17 protein-coding genes are annotated in these 15,314 nt (G+C 66.2%); 7 read left to right on the top strand and 10 right to left on the bottom strand.

Annotated elements, in window-relative coordinates:
- Positions 1 to 85: 85 nt before the first annotated feature.
- The 8 genes from ACM61V_RS05090 to ACM61V_RS05055 form a co-directional block, all read right to left on the bottom strand.
- Entirely contained in the window at positions 86 to 1,087 is a 1,002-nt protein-coding gene (locus ACM61V_RS05090; protein ID WP_137787871.1) for an NADPH:quinone oxidoreductase family protein, read from the bottom strand.
- A gap of 122 nt (positions 1,088 to 1,209) precedes the next feature.
- On the bottom strand, positions 1,210 to 1,803 hold the full coding sequence (gene leuD, locus ACM61V_RS05085; protein ID WP_137787872.1) for a 3-isopropylmalate dehydratase small subunit: 594 nt from the start codon (positions 1,801 to 1,803) through the stop codon (positions 1,210 to 1,212).
- Positions 1,804 to 1,952: 149 nt separating this feature from the next.
- Positions 1,953 to 3,383 (bottom strand): 3-isopropylmalate dehydratase large subunit, encoded by a 1,431-nt coding sequence (gene leuC / locus ACM61V_RS05080; RefSeq protein ID WP_137787873.1) that lies wholly within the window; start codon positions 3,381 to 3,383, stop codon positions 1,953 to 1,955.
- An 84-nt stretch (positions 3,384 to 3,467) separates the two neighbouring features.
- A complete protein-coding gene (locus ACM61V_RS05075; protein ID WP_137787874.1) occupies positions 3,468 to 4,115 on the bottom strand; it encodes a 3-oxoacid CoA-transferase subunit B in 648 nt (215 codons plus the stop codon).
- Complete coding sequence (locus ACM61V_RS05070) at positions 4,115 to 4,822, bottom strand: CoA transferase subunit A (RefSeq protein ID WP_137787875.1); 708 nt, start codon at positions 4,820 to 4,822, stop codon at positions 4,115 to 4,117. The genes ACM61V_RS05075 and ACM61V_RS05070 overlap by 1 nt, the downstream gene beginning before the upstream one ends.
- A 107-nt stretch (positions 4,823 to 4,929) precedes the next feature.
- The gene (locus ACM61V_RS05065; protein WP_137787876.1) at positions 4,930 to 5,583 is read right to left on the bottom strand and encodes an HAD-IA family hydrolase; all 654 of its coding nucleotides are present in this window, start codon (positions 5,581 to 5,583) and stop codon (positions 4,930 to 4,932) included.
- A gap of 46 nt (positions 5,584 to 5,629) precedes the next feature.
- Positions 5,630 to 6,325 (bottom strand): VIT1/CCC1 transporter family protein, encoded by a 696-nt coding sequence (locus ACM61V_RS05060; protein WP_137787877.1) that lies wholly within the window; start codon positions 6,323 to 6,325, stop codon positions 5,630 to 5,632.
- Positions 6,326 to 6,328: 3 nt separating this feature from the next.
- Complete coding sequence (locus tag ACM61V_RS05055; RefSeq protein ID WP_419713859.1) at positions 6,329 to 7,249, bottom strand: SMP-30/gluconolactonase/LRE family protein; 921 nt, start codon at positions 7,247 to 7,249, stop codon at positions 6,329 to 6,331.
- Positions 7,250 to 7,351: 102 nt separating this feature from the next.
- Between ACM61V_RS05055 and ACM61V_RS05050 the strand changes: the two genes are divergently transcribed.
- Positions 7,352 to 9,001, top strand: a complete 1,650-nt coding sequence (locus ACM61V_RS05050) for a thiamine pyrophosphate-binding protein (RefSeq protein WP_137787879.1) — start codon at positions 7,352 to 7,354, stop codon at positions 8,999 to 9,001.
- A 92-nt stretch (positions 9,002 to 9,093) separates the two neighbouring features.
- Here the strand turns inward: ACM61V_RS05050 and ACM61V_RS05045 are convergent, their stop codons facing one another.
- A complete protein-coding gene (locus ACM61V_RS05045) occupies positions 9,094 to 9,294 on the bottom strand; it encodes a CsbD family protein (protein WP_137787880.1) in 201 nt (66 codons plus the stop codon).
- Between the two features lie 73 nt (positions 9,295 to 9,367).
- A complete protein-coding gene (gene thiS / locus ACM61V_RS05040) occupies positions 9,368 to 10,360 on the bottom strand; it encodes a sulfur carrier protein ThiS (protein ID WP_137787881.1) in 993 nt (330 codons plus the stop codon).
- A gap of 89 nt (positions 10,361 to 10,449) precedes the next feature.
- Here thiS and aroQ point away from each other — a divergent pair, with 89 nt between their 5' ends.
- The 6 genes from aroQ (at position 10,450) to ACM61V_RS05010 (ending at position 15,281) form a co-directional block, all read left to right on the top strand.
- The gene (aroQ, locus tag ACM61V_RS05035; protein WP_137787882.1) at positions 10,450 to 10,884 is read left to right on the top strand and encodes a type II 3-dehydroquinate dehydratase; all 435 of its coding nucleotides are present in this window, start codon (positions 10,450 to 10,452) and stop codon (positions 10,882 to 10,884) included.
- A gap of 40 nt (positions 10,885 to 10,924) precedes the next feature.
- Positions 10,925 to 11,407: an acetyl-CoA carboxylase biotin carboxyl carrier protein gene (gene accB / locus ACM61V_RS05030; protein ID WP_137787883.1), complete on the top strand. Its 483-nt coding sequence runs from the start codon at positions 10,925 to 10,927 to the stop codon at positions 11,405 to 11,407.
- Between the two features lie 7 nt (positions 11,408 to 11,414).
- Positions 11,415 to 12,764, top strand: a complete 1,350-nt coding sequence (gene accC, locus ACM61V_RS05025; protein ID WP_137787884.1) for an acetyl-CoA carboxylase biotin carboxylase subunit — start codon at positions 11,415 to 11,417, stop codon at positions 12,762 to 12,764.
- 88 nt (positions 12,765 to 12,852) lie between these two features.
- On the top strand, positions 12,853 to 13,530 hold the full coding sequence (locus ACM61V_RS05020; RefSeq protein ID WP_137787885.1) for a hypothetical protein: 678 nt from the start codon (positions 12,853 to 12,855) through the stop codon (positions 13,528 to 13,530).
- A gap of 9 nt (positions 13,531 to 13,539) precedes the next feature.
- Positions 13,540 to 13,860 carry an arsenate reductase family protein gene (locus ACM61V_RS05015; protein ID WP_137787886.1) on the top strand — a complete coding sequence of 107 codons (321 nt, stop codon included), beginning with the start codon at positions 13,540 to 13,542 and terminating at the stop codon, positions 13,858 to 13,860.
- Complete coding sequence (locus ACM61V_RS05010) at positions 13,857 to 15,281, top strand: phospholipase D-like domain-containing protein (RefSeq protein ID WP_249341681.1); 1,425 nt, start codon at positions 13,857 to 13,859, stop codon at positions 15,279 to 15,281. Before ACM61V_RS05015 ends, ACM61V_RS05010 begins: the two co-directional genes overlap by 4 nt.
- Positions 15,282 to 15,314: the final 33 nt, after the last annotated feature.

Here is a 15,314-nt window from a genome sequence, read left to right as displayed (position 1 = left end):
TCTGCTCCCAAAATATTCTTGGCAACGAGATAGGCAGGGAGCGGCGCGCGCGCAACGCCGCCAGGATTGCGCGCTCTGACGCACCTTAGTCAGCGACGCGCACCACCAGCTTGCCGATAGCGCTGCGCGAACCGAGTTTGGCGATCGCGTCGCCGCCCTTTTCCAACGGGAATACCTCGGTGATCTTCGGCGCGATCTTGCCCGCCGCCCACAGATCGAAGAGGCGCCCGATATTCTCGCGGTTGCGCGCCGGCTCGCGCGCGGCGAAGGCGCCCCAGAAAACGCCGCACACGTCGCAGCTCTTCAACAGCGTCAGGTTCAGCGGCAGCCGGGGAATGCCGGCGGGGAAGCCGATCACCAGATAGCGCCCTTCCCATGCCATCGAGCGGACCGCCGGCTCGGCATAGTCCCCGCCGACCGCATCATAGACGAGATCGAATCCGTCCGGGCCGGCCTTTGCCTTGAATGCGTCGGCGAGGGCCTTGGATTCGTCCTTCGAAAACGGCCCGCGGCCATATACGAGCACGTCGTCTGCGCCCGCCTCGCGCACCGCCTGCGCCTTTTCCTCGCTGGATACCGCGCCCACCACGCGCGCGCCGAACGCCTTGCCCAGCTCCACCGCCGCAAGGCCAACGCCCCCGGCCGCGCCTAGCACCAGCAACGTCTCGCCCGACCTGATATGGCCCCGATCGACCAGCGCATGGATCGTCGTGCCATAGGTGAGCAGCATCGAGGCCCCCTCCTCGAAGCTGCGCTCGGCCGGCAGCGGATAGAGCGCGTTTTCGCGCATGACGAGTTTTTCGCACAGGCCGCCCATGCCGGTGTTGCCCATCACGCGATCGCCGGGCCTGAACGCCGTGACGCCCTCGCCGATCGCCTCGACCACACCCGAAATCTCGCCGCCCGGGGCGAACGGGCGCGGCGGCTTGAACTGATATTTGTCCTCGATCACCAGCACATCGGGGAAATTGATCGCACATGCTTTTACGGCGACCAGCACTTCACCCGCACCGGGCGTGGGATCGGGCAACTCTCCGACCGTCAGCGTTTCAGGTCCGCCGATCGCGGTGGACAACAATGCGCGCATATCCGCTCCCTCTCTTGGCCAGCACGCGCCGTTTACCGGCGCGGGTGCGGCTTTTTCGAATTAACGGTATCCTCTTGCAGCGCGCGGCGCTGCGCGTCCAGAGGGTTTGCGCGGAAGGTTTTTTATGCCGCGCGCAAGTTCACCCACGGCCGGCCGGCGTCGATCTTGCCTTCGTAATGCGCGATCGCCGTGTCGCGCTCCAGTGTCAGCCCGATCTCGTCCAGCCCCTGCATCAGGCACTGGCGACGAAACGGATCGAGCGCGAATTCGAAGCGATCCTGAAACGGCGTCGTCACGGTCATATTTTCGAGATCGATCGTGATCGGATCGGTCCTCGCGACCTCCAGCAGACGATCGACAGCCTCCTGCGGCAGCACCACGGTGACGATGCCATTCTTGAAGGCATTGCCGGAGAAGATATCCGAGAAGCTGGGCGCGATCACCGCCGCGATACCGAGATCGCCAAGCGCCCAGGCGGCATGCTCGCGGCTCGAGCCGCAACCAAAATTATCGCCTGCGATCAGGATCGGGCTGCCGGCATAGGCCGGATCATCGAACACATTGCCCGGCACCGCGCGCACCGTTTCAAACGCGCCCCGACCGAGCCCGGCGCGGGTGATCGTCTTGAGCCAATGCGCCGGGATGATAACATCGGTATCGACGTTCTTCTGGCCCCATGGATAGGCGCGGCCGGAAACATGCGTCACGGCGTCCATTTCATCACTCCTCGCGCGCCGATCAGCGCGTCGTTCGAACCTTGGCGACAGTATTCGTATGCGCGATCGCCGCATACGCCGCGACGCCACTCAGCAGCGAGCCCGCAACCAGCAGAACCAGCACCTTCCTCATGCCTCTTCCCCTCTTTTTATCCCATCAGTTCACGGACGTCGGCAAGCCTGCCCCTCACCGCCGCCGCCGCCGCCATTGCCGGCGAGACGAGATGCGTGCGCGCGCCGGGCCCCTGCCGCCCGACGAAATTGCGGTTGCTGGTGGAGGCACAGCGTTCGCCCGGTGGCACCTTGTCCGGGTTCATCGCCAGGCACATCGAGCAGCCCGGCTCACGCCATTCGAACCCGGCGGCGGTGAAGATGCGATCGAGCCCCTCTTCCTCCGCCTGCCTTTTAACCAGGCCGGAGCCGGGGACGACCATCGCGCGCACCCCATCGGCCACGCTGCGCCCGTTCGCCACCGCCGCGGCTGCGCGAAGATCCTCGATCCGGCTGTTGGTGCAGCTTCCGATGAAGACGTGCTGGATCGCCACGTCTTCCATCCGCATACCGGGGGCCAGGCCCATGTAATCGAGCGACTTTTGTGCCGCCGCCTGCTTGGATGGATCGGCGAAGCTATCCGGGCTCGGCACGACGCCGGTGATCGCCACCACATCTTCCGGGCTCGTGCCCCAGGTGAGGCCAGGGGCGATATCGCTGGCCGCCAGCACGACGCGCTTGTCGTAACCTGCGCCCGAATCGGTGGCGAGCGAGCGCCACCACGCCACCGCGCGCTCCCAGTCCGCGCCGGTCGGCGCCATCGGGCGGCCTTTGAGATAGGCGAAGGTGGTGTCGTCCGGCGCGATCATCCCGGCGCGCGCGCCGCCCTCGATCGACATGTTCGCGACGGTGAGCCGGCCCTCGAGCGACATCGCACGGATCACATCCCCGGTATATTCGATGACATGGCCGGAGCCGCCCGACGCGCCGATCCGGCCGATGATCGCGAGGATCACGTCCTTCGGGCTGACGCCGAAGCCGAGCGTGCCGTCGACGCGGACCTCCATCGTCCTGGATTGCGACAGCAGCAGCGTCTGCGTGGCGAGCACATGCTCCACCTCGCTGGTGCCGATCCCGAACGCGAGCGCGCCCAGCGCGCCATGGGCGGAGGTGTGGCTGTCGCCGCACACCACGGTGGTTCCCGGCAGCGTGAAGCCCTGTTCCGGGCCAACGACGTGGACGATCCCCTGCTCGGCTGCGAGCGCATCGATATAGGGCACACCGAATTCCGCGACATTCTGGCGCAGCGCGGCAAGCTGCGTCGCGCTTTCGGGATCCGCGATCGGCAATTCCCGCCCCGCCGCATCGACGCGCGCGGTGGTCGGCAGGTTATGATCCGGCACCGCGAGAGTCAGATCGGGGCGGCGCACCTTGCGGCCAGCGGCTCGAAGCCCCTCGAACGCCTGCGGGCTGGTCACCTCATGGACGAGATGACGGTCGATATAGATCAGGCAGGTGCCATCGTCGCGGCGTTCCACGACATGCGCGTTCCAGACCTTCTCGTAAAGCGTGAGGGGGCGGCTTACCATGATGGCAGCGCATTAACCGGAAAGCAGGCTTTCGCGAAAGCCCGTTTCCGATGCTTTTTCCGTAAAGAAATTGCGTGAGACGGCTCAGGCCGCCACCGCCACCTCATAATGCGCGGTCGTCTTGGCGGCCAGTTCGTCGGCGGTGACTCCGGGCGCAAGCTCGATCAGCCTGAACGGCGAATTGTGATCTGGCCGCTGGAACACCGCCAGATCGGTGATGACCATGTCCACCACGTTCCTGCCGGTCAGCGGCAACGTGCAGGCGGGAATGAACTTCGGATCGCCGTTCTTGGAAGTATGCTCCATCACCACGATGATCTTCTTCACGCCGGCAACGAGATCCATCGCGCCGCCCATGCCCTTGATCATCTTGCCGGGAATCATCCAGTTCGCGATGTCACCGTTCTCGGCCACTTCCATCGCGCCGAGCACCGTAAGATCGATATGCCCGCCGCGAATCATGGCGAAGCTCTGTTCCGACCCGAAATACACCGATTGCGGCAGCTGGCTGATCGTCTGTTTGCCGGCGTTGATGAGATCGGGATCGACCTCGTCGTCATACGGAAACGGCCCGATTCCGAGCATCCCGTTCTCGGATTGGAGCGTCACCTCCACGCCCGCCGGAATATGGTTCGCCACGAGGGTGGGAATGCCGATGCCGAGGTTTACGTAGAAACCGTCGCGCAATTCCTTCGCCGCGCGTGCCGCCATCTCGTCACGTGTCCAGGCCATTATGCCGCCTCCCTCGCGCGCGTCGTGCGAAACTCGATCTTCTTGTCATAGGGCGCGCCGAGCACGAGCCGGTTCACGTAGATGCCGGGCAGATGGATCTGATCGGGATCGAGCGCGCCAACCGGCACGATCTCCTCCACCTCGGCGACGCACACCTTCCCGGCGGTCGCCATCGGCTGGTTGAAGTTGCGCGCGGTCTTGCGGAAGATCAAATTCCCCGCCTCGTCCGCCTTCCATCCCTTGATGATCGACAGGTCCGCGCGGATGCCGCGTTCAAGGATATATTCCTCGCCGTCGAATTCCTTCATCTCCTTGCCCTTGGCCACTTCGGTGCCCACCCCCGTCCGCGTGTAGAAACCGGGAATGCCCGCGCCGCCTGCCCGGCAACGCTCCGCCAACGTGCCCTGCGGGCAGAACTCCACCTCAAGCTCGCCAGACAGATACTGGCGCTCGAATTCCTTGTTCTCGCCGACATAGGAGGAGATCATCTTCTTCACCTGGCGCGTGCGCAGCAGCTTGCCCAGCCCCTCGCCGTCGATCCCGGCATTGTTGCTGGCGATCGTGAGCTCCTTCGTCCCAGCGGCCAGAAGCGCATCGATCAGCCGCTCGGGAATGCCGCACAGGCCGAAGCCGCCCGCGCAGATCGTCATACCGTCAAACAACACGCCTTCGAGCGCGGCGGCGGCATCGGGGTAGAGCTTCTTCATCGGCGCTTACGCTCCATCGTCCGGGCCGCCGATTACCGCCGGACTGAAGCCATCGCAAGTGAAGTTGAATGGCTATTCAGGTTTCGTCGCAAATCCGCAGCGACCTTTCAGAACAACCCCTTTTCCACTCCCAGCGCATCGGCAAGGTCGTCCAGCGCCTGCGCCTCGCCCGTCACCTTGATCGCGTGCATCCCGAGCCCTGCCGCCGGTTTGCAGTTGATGCCGAGATCATCGAGATAGACGCATGCCGCTGCCGGCTTCGCGAAATGATCGAGCATCATCTGATAGATGCGCGGATCGGGCTTGCGCACGCCGACCTTGCTCGATTCGAGCACGCAATCGAACCGCGCGAGCACCTCGGTCACCGCCTTCGCCCGCTCGCGGCTGCGCTCCATCCCGGCGCCTTCGCCCGCCGGCACATTATTGGTGATGCAGCCAAGGTGATAACCGTGGCGCTTCAGCCAGTCGAGCGCGTGGACCATACGCGGACGGATATCCCCGGCAAGGACCGCCAGCACATCCTCGCCGCGCAGTTCGTGGCCGAGCGCCTTCGCCTCCTGCGAGAAAGAGGCGTCGAACCCGGCCGAATCGATCTCCGCCCGCTCGAACCGCGCCCAGGCGTTGTCATCCGGTGACAGCGCGTTGACCTTGCGGATGAAATCCGTCGGCAGGTTGCGTTCCCGCTCCAGCCGGTTGAACGCCTCGAACGGAGATGACGTGATCACCCCGCCGAAATCGAAAATCACTGTGTCGCGCTGCATCGATCCGCCTCGTGCCGCGACGCGCGGCGGATCGCAAGCCCCGCCGCTATAAAGTCGTGCCGACCAGATGCCCGATCAGATAGGTGACAAGCATCGCCGCCGCCCCCCAGAAGGTCACGCGCAGCGCCCCCCTCGCCGGTGAAGCGCCGCCGGCATTCGCGCCGATCGCGCCCAGCACGCCCAGTAGCAACAGCGCCACCAGCGGGACCGCCCAGGCAAGCGCGCTCGCCGGCGCGATCAACACCGCGAGCATCGGCGCCGCGCCACCGGCGAAGAAGCTGGCCGCCGACGCGAACGCCGCCTGGACGGGCCGCGCGGCCACGGCGTCGCTCAGCCCCAGTTCGTCGCGCAGGTGCGCTGTCAGCGCGTCATGCCGGGCAAGCTGTCTCGCCACCTGTTCGGCCAGCGCCTCGTCCAGCCCCCGTGCGTGATAGATCGCGGCCAGTTCGCGATGCTCGCCTTCTGGATCAGCCGCGAGCTCGGCCGCTTCCTTGGCGCGGTCGGCGCTTTCCGCGTCGGCCTGGCTGCTGACCGAGACGAATTCGCCCGCCGCCATCGACATCGCCCCGGCAACCAGCGCGGCCACACCCGCGAGCAATATCGCCGCCGCACCGGGCTTCGCCGCCGCCACGCCGACGATGATGCTGGAAACGGAAAGGATGCCGTCGTTTGCCCCCAGCACGGCGGCACGCAGCCAGCCGATCCGGTCTACGACATGGGTTTCGCGATGGCGGGGGCGCACCGGTCAATATTCCAGTTTCAGGCCGGGGCGCTTCCAGCGCGTCCTGACCAGCCGGCCGGTGCCGGAAAGCGTGATCCAGGCATCCTGCATGTCATCGCCCCCGAAGCAGATATTGGTCGTGAAGATATCGTCGGTGGCGACGAACTCGACGAGTTCTCCGGCTGGCGATATCACGCTGATACCGCATTCGCCGATCGTGGCGACACAGATGTTGCCGGACGCCTCCACCGCCAGCGAATCAAAGAATTTATACCCCGCCGGGCGATAGAGCGGGATGCCCGGCCCGCCCGGGCCCGCGTCGGGCGCCACCTTGCCGGGGGCGGTGATGTTAAATTTCATCAGGCGGCAGGTGTAGGTTTCCGCCGCGTACAGCGTCTTGCCGTCGGGGGAGAGACCGCAGCCATTGGGGTTGTTCGACGGGAAGATCACCTCTTCGAGGTGGCTGCCGTCGGCCTTGGCGTAGAATATCCCAACGATGTCATGGGCACGCTTCGCATAATCGACCTTGCCGTGATCGGTGAACCAGAAGCCGCCATGGCTGTCGAACACGATATCGTTCGGGCCGCGCAGCACGCAGCCGAAGTCGCCGGAGCTGTAGAGCACCTCGACCTTTCCGGTGGCCGGATCGATCCGCTCGATACGACCGCCGGCATAGTCGCTCGCGATCCCGTGCGGGGCGAGATAGCCGCCGTTCTCGTTCCAGTCGAAGCCGCCGTTGTTGCAGCAATAAAGCATGCCGTCCGGCCCCATCGCCAGACCGTTCGGGCCGCCGCCCGGCTCCGCGACCGTCTCCTTGCGGCCGTCCGGCGTAACGCGGGTGATGCGCCCCGGCTCGATCTCGACCAGGATGATGCTGCCGTCAGGCATCGCCACCGGGCCTTCGGGGAAACGCAGCCCATCGGCCACAAGGGTGAAATCGCGCACGCGCTCGCTCTCCTTATCTGTCTTGAGAAAGGATCGTCCAAGGCGGGCGACTTAGCAATAGCCACCCTTCCACCGCCGCCGCCGCGCGGCTAGACGGCGTGGATGGAGAGCAATATCCGCACCGGGGGGCGCATCCTCGTCGATCAACTCGTGGCGCAAGGCTGCGATCGTATCTTCACCGTGCCGGGGGAGAGCTTCCTCGCGGTGCTCGATGCGCTGGTGGATGCCCCGGCGATCGAAGTCGTCACCTGCCGTCAGGAAGGCGGCGTCGCCTTCATGGCCTGCGCAGACGGCGCGCTGACGCACCGTCCCGGCATCGCCTTCGTCACGCGCGGACCGGGTGCGACCAATGCCTCGATCGGCGCGCATGTCGCGACGCAGGATAGCCAGCCGATGATCCTGTTCGTCGGGGATGTCGATCGTGGCACGCGCGATCGCGAGGCGTTTCAGGAAATCAATTTCGAGGCGATGTTCGGCCCGGTCGTCAAATGGGCGGCCCGGATCGACGATGCGCGGCGCATCCCGGAATATGTCGCGCGCGCCTATGCCGTCGCGATGAACGGGCGCCCCGGCCCGGTCGTACTCGCGCTGCCCGAGGACATGCTGCTCGACGAGGTGGAGGCAATCGATCGCCCACGCGTCGAGCGCATCGCGCAGGCGGCCGACAGCGCCGCGGTCGACCGGCTGGCGGCATTGCTCGCGGCGGCCGAACGCCCGGTCGCGATCATCGGCGGTGCGGGCTGGGACGCGGACGCAGCCCGCGATTTCGGCGCCTGGTCCGAACGCATCGGCATCCCGGTGGTCGCTGCTTTCCGGCGGCAGGATGCGGTGCCGAACGATTGCCCGGTCTACGCCGGCAACCTGGGCTATGGCCCGAACCCGGCGCTGGTCGCGCGGGTGAAGGAAGCGGATCTGCTGCTCGTCGCAGGCGCGCGGCTGGGGGAAGCGACCACCGACGGCTATACGCTCATTACGCCCGATCATCCCGGTCAGCGGCTGGTGCATGTTCATCCCGATGCCGACGAACTGGGCATGACCTATGCCACCGATCTGGCGATCTGCGCGTCGATGGCAGGGTTCGCCAGCGCCGTTGCGTCGATCGATGCCCCGGCCCGAACCGCGGGCGCGGCGGCACATGCCGATTATCTCGTCTGGTCGACGCCGCAGGCGCGCGCAGGCGTCGCCATGGATCTGGGTCCGTGCGTCGCCGCGATGCGGGAGCGGCTGCCGGCAGATACGATCATCTGCAATGGCGCGGGCAATTTCTCCGGCTGGTGGCACCGCTACTGGCGCTATGCCGGGCCGGGAACACAGCTCGCGCCCACCGCCGGCGCGATGGGCTATGGCGTGCCGGCGGCGGTGGCGGCATCGCTGCGCCATCCGGGCCGCGGCGTGGTGGCGCTGGCCGGCGACGGCGATTTCCTGATGAACGGACAGGAACTTGCAACCGCCGTGCAGCATGGCTGCGAGATGCTCGTCGTGCTGGTTGACAACGGCGCCTATGGAACGATCCGCATGCATCAGGAGCGCGAGTTTCCCGGGCGCGTCTCCGCCACCCGTCTCGCCAACCCCGATTTCGCGGCGCTCGCCCGCGCCTATGGCGGGTGGAGCGAAACGGTGACGCAAACGGAGGATTTCGCTCCGGCGCTGGAGCGCGCGATGGCGCAGCGCGGCGTACGCTTGCTGCATGTGAAGACGGACATCGAGCAGATCACCGCCGGCACCACCCTGTCCGCCATCGCGAGGCGGTGAACCGCTATTACTCCTGATGGACCGGTCCACGGAAAAGGGCCGCTCCGGCTTCCCGGAGCGGCCCTTCCATCAGCTCAAACTGTGCGCGTCGGTCAGATCTTGTTGCCGAACGCGCCCTTTACCGAGCCGGCCACCTGCTGGGCCTTGCCCTTCAGCTCCTGACCGGCACCTTCGGCTTCCAGCTTCGCATCCTTCTCGGTGCGGGTTGCCGGATCCTTGTCCGCAATGGCCTGCTTCGCCTTGCCGATGGCTTCGTTCACGTTGCCTTTGACCTTGTCGATCAGCTCGCCCATTGTCGATCTCCTTCTCAGATGCCGGCCACGCGGCCTGTCTGGGAAGAGAACGGGCAAGCCCGCGTGCGGTTCCTTAGATCAGCCCGGCGAGCGGGCTTGACGGATCGGCATAGCGGCGCTTGCCCATGCGGCCGGCGCGATAGCTGAGCCGCCCCGCCTCCACCGCCGCCTTCATCGCCGCCGCCATCACCAGCGGATCTTTCGCCTCTGCGATCGCGGTGTTCATCAGCACACCGTCGCAGCCCAGCTCCATCGCCCGCGCTGCATCGGACGCCTGCCCGACACCGGCATCGACCAGCACCGGCACGCCCGCGCCCTCCACGATCAGCCGGATCGTCACCTCGTTCTGGATGCCCAGCCCCGAGCCGATCGGCGCACCCAGCGGCATGATCGCCACCGCGCCGGCATCCTCCAGCCGCTTCGCCGCGATCGGATCGTCCACGCAATAGACCATCGGGAGGAAGCCCTCCCTGGCCAGCACCTCGGTCGCGCGGAGCGTTTCCACCATGTCGGGATAGAGCGTGCGCGCCTCGCCCAGCACTTCCAGCTTGACGAGATCCCAGCCGCCCGCCTCGCGCGCCAGCCGCAGCGTGCGGATGGCCTCCTCGGCGGTGAAGCAGCCGGCGGTATTGGGCAGGTAGGTGATCTTCTTCGGATCGATGAAATCGGTCAGCATCGGCGCGTTCGGATCGCTGACGTTGACGCGGCGCACCGCGACCGTGACGATTTCGGCGCCGGACGCCTCCAGTGCGGCGGCATTCTGCGCGAAATCCTTGTATTTGCCGGTGCCGACGATCAGCCGCGAGCGGAAGGTGCGCCCCGCCACCGTCCAGGTGTCGTCATGATCGCCGCCGCCGACGAAATGCACGATCTCCAGCTCGTCGCCGTCCTCGATCCGCACCTCGGCAAGCGTGGAGCGCGGCACCACGACCAGATTGCGCTCCACCGCCACCTTCTCGGGCGCGAGGCCGAGTTCGCTCGCGAGGGCAGCAAGCGTGAGGCCGGCCGCGACGCGGCGATGCTCGCCGTTAACGGTGATCGAGATGGTGCCGTCAGTGTGCGTCATGCCGCGCCATCTAGGGTTCAAAGCCCATGGGGGCAATGCGGCGCAGGGCGATGTTGCGCTCCTTCGCCCGCAATGCGAGAAGGCGCGCGATGACCGGCCTCGTCTACGTCCTTAATGGCCCGAACCTGAACCTGCTCGGCACGCGCGAGCCGGATATCTACGGCCATGATACGCTCGACGACATCGCCGGGCGGCTGGAGGATCGCGCCCGCGAACTGGGGCTGGAGATCGACATGCGCCAGTCGAACCACGAGGGCCATCTAGTCGACTGGCTCCACGAGGCGCAGGCACAGGGCGCGAAGGCCGTGCTCCTCAATGCCGGTGCCTTCACCCATTCCTCGATCGCGCTGTATGATGCGATCAAGGCGGTGCGGACGCCGGTGATCGAGGTGCACCTGTCCAATCCACACACGCGGGAGGAATTCCGCCACCATTCTTTCGTCGGGCGCGCCGCGAAGGGAACGATCGCCGGTTTCGGCGCGACCTCCTATATGCTTGCGCTTGAAGCGGCGGCGCGGTTCTGACAGAGCGCGCGCCCTGAATTCCCAGGGGAACATTGGTCACATGGCTGACAACGAAGACAACAAGGGCGCGATGAAGGTCGATGTCGGGCTGGTGCGCCAGCTTGCCGAGCTGCTCGACGTGACCAACCTCACCGAGATCGAGGTTGAGGAAGGCGATCGCAAGATCCGCGTCGCGCGCAAGGCCGCGGCCGCGCCGGCGATGCATTACGCCCCGGCGCCGGTGGCGGCCCCCGCGCCGGTCGCCGCGACGCCGCTCGTCACGGCAGAGGCGCCGGCTGCGCCGAGCAATGCGAATGCGGTGCGTTCGCCGATGGTCGGCACGGTCTATCTCTCGGCGGAGCCGGGCGCGGCGCCGTTCGTGTCGCCGGGCAAACAGGTGAAGGCCGGCGACACATTGCTGATCGTCGAGGCGATGAAGGTGATGAACCCGATCCTGGCCCCCACCGCCGGCACGGTGAAGGCCGTGCTGGTGGAAAATGGCCAGCCGGTCGAGTTCGATCAGCCGCTCGTCGTGGTCGAGTAAGGCGCACATGCCGCAGATCAAGAAACTGCTCATCGCCAATCGCGGCGAGATCGCGCTTCGCATCCATCGTGCCTGCCACGAAATGGGCATCAAGACGGTCGCGGTCCATTCCACCGCCGATGCCGATGCGATGCACGTCCGGCTCGCCGACGAGGCGATCTGTATCGGGCCGCCGGCGGCCGCCGACAGCTATCTCAATATCCCGAACATCATTTCGGCCGCCGAGATTTCCGGCGCGGAGGCGATCCATCCCGGGTACGGCTTCCTCTCCGAGAACGCCAAGTTCGCGGAGATCGTCGAAGCGCACGGTCTGATCTTCGTCGGGCCGAAGCCCGAACATATCCGCACGATGGGCGACAAGATCGAGGCGAAGCGCACTGCGGGTGCGCTTGGCCTGCCGCTCGTTCCCGGTTCGGACGGGCCGATTTCGGATCTTGCGGAGGCAAAGGCGATCGCGGCGGAGGCCGGCTATCCCGTCATCATCAAGGCTGCCTCCGGCGGCGGCGGGCGCGGCATGAAGGTCGTGACCGACGAGGCGGCGCTCGAAACGCAGATGGCGCAGGCCGGCACCGAGGCGAAGGCCGCGTTCGGGGACGCGACCGTCTATCTCGAAAAATATCTCGGCAACCCGCGCCACATCGAATTCCAGGTATTCGGTGACGGCAACGGCAACGCGATCCATCTCGGCGAGCGCGACTGCTCGCTCCAGCGCCGCCACCAGAAGGTGCTGGAGGAAGCGCCCTCCCCCGTCATTTCCGAGGCGGAGCGCGAGCGGATGGGCGGGATCGTCGCGAAAGCGATGGCCGACATGGGCTATCGCGGGGCGGGGACGATCGAGTTTCTGTGGGAAGACGGGGAATTCTATTTCATCGAAATGAACACCCGCCTTCAGGTTGAGCACCCGGTGACCGAGATGGTGACCGGCCTCGATCTGGTGCGCGAGCAGATCCGCATCGCCGAGGGCCATCCGCTGACGTTGCGGCAACAGGATGTGCACATCCGCGGCCACGCGATCGAATGCCGCATTAACGCCGAAGACCCGCGCACGTTCGCGCCCTCACCGGGGATGGTGAAACAGTATCACGCGCCGGGCGGGATGCACGTGCGCGTCGATTCGGGGCTTTACGCCGGCTACAAGGTGCCCCCCTATTACGACAGCATGATCGCCAAGCTGATCGTCTATGGAACCACCCGGCAGGGCGCACTGCGGCGGTTGCGCCGCGCGCTGGAGGAATTCGTGATCGAGGGGATGAAGACGACCATCCCGTTGCATCAGGCCCTGCTCGACGATCCCGATTTCCAGGAAGGCAAGTATACGATCAAGTGGCTGGAGGAGTGGCTGGCGAAGCAGCCATAGCGCCGGGCGCGCCACCAGCCGCTTTCGCTTGCGTCGCCCGCGCGCGTGGGCGACGCTCGCTCCCTGAGCGGGGACGGGGAGGCAGCGCATGTTCATCGGCCATTATGCACCGGCAATCGTCGCGGCGACCAGCCCGAAGGCACCGCGCTTGGGGCCGTTGTTCATCGCCGCGCAACTCGTCGACATCGCCTTTTTCTCGTTCGTGCTGCTCGGCGCGGAACATATGCGCGCGGTGCCCGGCTTCACCGTCATGAACGCGATGGACCTGTACAGCATGCCCTACACGCACAGCCTGATCGGCGCGCTTGGGTTCGCGGCGGCCTGGGCGGTGGGCACGCGCTTGCTGGGTGGTGGGTGGCCGGCGGCGGCGATCGGCGCGGCGGTGGTGGCGTCGCACTGGTTTCTTGACCTGCTGGTCCATGCGCCGGATCTGACGTTGCTGGGCGGCGGCGCGCGCTACGGGCTCGGCTTGTGGAATCATCCGGCGATCGAAATGCCGCTGGAAGTGGCGCTGACCGGCGGCGCGCTGCTTTTCTATGCCGGCCGTACGCGCGGCGCGCGGCTGCCGCTGGTGGTGCTGGCGGTCGCGCTGGCGGGGGTGCAGGCGTTCAACTGGCTGAGCCCGCAACCGACAATGGTGATCGACCCGGTCCCCGCCTCGCAACCTTTGACCGCGCTGGTCGCTTATGCGCTGCTCGCGGCGCTCGCCTTCTGGGTCGGGCGCACACGCGTTCTGAAGGGTGGACCGCGCGTCCGGCTGGTCTAGAGGGAGGCGATGAAGGCTATTATCTGGCATAACCCCCGCTGCTCGAAATCCCGTGAGGCGCTTGCGTTGCTCAACGAAGCAGGCGTGGACGTCACCATCGTCGAGTATCTCAAGACGCCGCCGACGCGCGACGCGCTGGCACGGCTCTATGCGCGCGGCGGCATCGCCCCGCGTGCAGCGCTGCGCAAGGATGCGCCGGCGCTGGCCAGCGATGACGAGGCGCTGGATGCGATGGCCGCCGATCCGGCGCTGATCGAACGCCCGGTAGTCGAGACCGACAAGGGCGTCGTCATTGCCCGCCCACCCGAGCGGGTGCGCGACATACTGTGACGCTGCCTGCGAATACCCGCTGGCGCACCGCGCGCGCCAGTCGCGCTTCCGTCGTCATCGACGCGGACAATTACTTCCGTGCGGCATGGGAAGCGATGCAACGGGCGCGTCGGCAAATCCTGCTGGTCGGCTGGGATTTCGACGCGCGCATCTCTCTTGTATTCGACGACGAGGAGGTAGTCGCTCCGGTGACGGTGGGCGACTTCATCGGCTGGCTGGTGGATCGTACGCCCGGGCTGGAAGTATATATCCTGCGCTGGGACAAAGGCGCGCTGAAGACGCTGTTTCGAGGCAAGACGCTGTGGACGCTCACGAAATGGCGGTTCGCCCGGCGTCGGATCCACCTGAAGCTTGACGGTCACCATCCGATCGCCGCGTCGCAGCACCAGAAGATCGTGGTGATAGACGATTCGATCGCATTCTGCGGCGGCATCGACATGACCGACGCCCGTTGGGACACGCGCGACCATCGCGACGACGATGTGCACCGTGTTACCCCCCGAGGCAAACCATACAAACCGTGGCATGACGCAACCACCGCGCTCGAGGGCCCGGTCGCTGCGGCGCTTGGCGAGTTGTGCCGCGAGCGCTGGCGGATCGCGGGAGGCCGACCGATCCACCCGCCCGCGCGCCACGGCGAAGGCTGGCCGCCCAGCCTGACCCCCGACTTCACGGACATCGACGTCGCTATTTCCCGCACCCAGCCGCACTGCGGCGATCAGCCCGAAGTGCTGGAAATAGAGAACCTCTACGTCCACCTGATCGCCCGCGCGAGGCGGCGCATCTATGCCGAGAGCCAGTATTTCGCTTCACGCCGTGTTGCGGAGGCGATCGCGGCGCGCCTGACGGAGCCGGACGGGCCCGAGATTGTCATCATCAATCCCGTCGTCGCGCAGGGCTGGCTGGAGCCGATCGCGATGGATACTGCGCGCGCCCGGCTGTTTCAGGCGCTGAAACAGAACGATCCTCATGGTCGGCTGCGCATTTATCACCCGGTCACCACCTCCGGCCGCGCGATCTACGTCCATGCCAAAGTGCTGGTGATCGATGAGGAGGTGGTTCGCGTCGGCTCGTCGAACTTCAACAATCGCTCGCTAAGGCTCGATACCGAATGCGATGTCACCATCGTTGACGATGGCGCGCGCATCGCGGCGATCCGCGACGGGCTGGTGGCGGAGCATCTTGGCTGCGATCCGGCATCTATCGCCGCCGACATCGCCGAACACGGCCTGATCGCCACGATCGAGGCACGCCGGGGGGGCGGCCACACGCTGATCCCCTATGAGGTGCCCGATCTGGACGATGTCCAGAAATGGCTGGCGGACAATGAGGTTCTGGACCCGGAAGGACCGACCGAAATGTTCGAGCCGCTCTCGAAACGCGGCCTGCTCCGCCGGTTGAGAATCCGCGCCAGGGATTGATTGCAATGCGTCGATGCCATCCTGGTGTTGTTC

It is taken from the genome of Sphingomonas sp. TX0543 (assembly GCF_048565505.1).
Classification (GTDB): domain Bacteria; phylum Pseudomonadota; class Alphaproteobacteria; order Sphingomonadales; family Sphingomonadaceae; genus Sphingomonas.
Note: the sequence above shows the minus strand (reverse complement) of the source record. Positions and strands in the feature narration are given on the sequence as shown.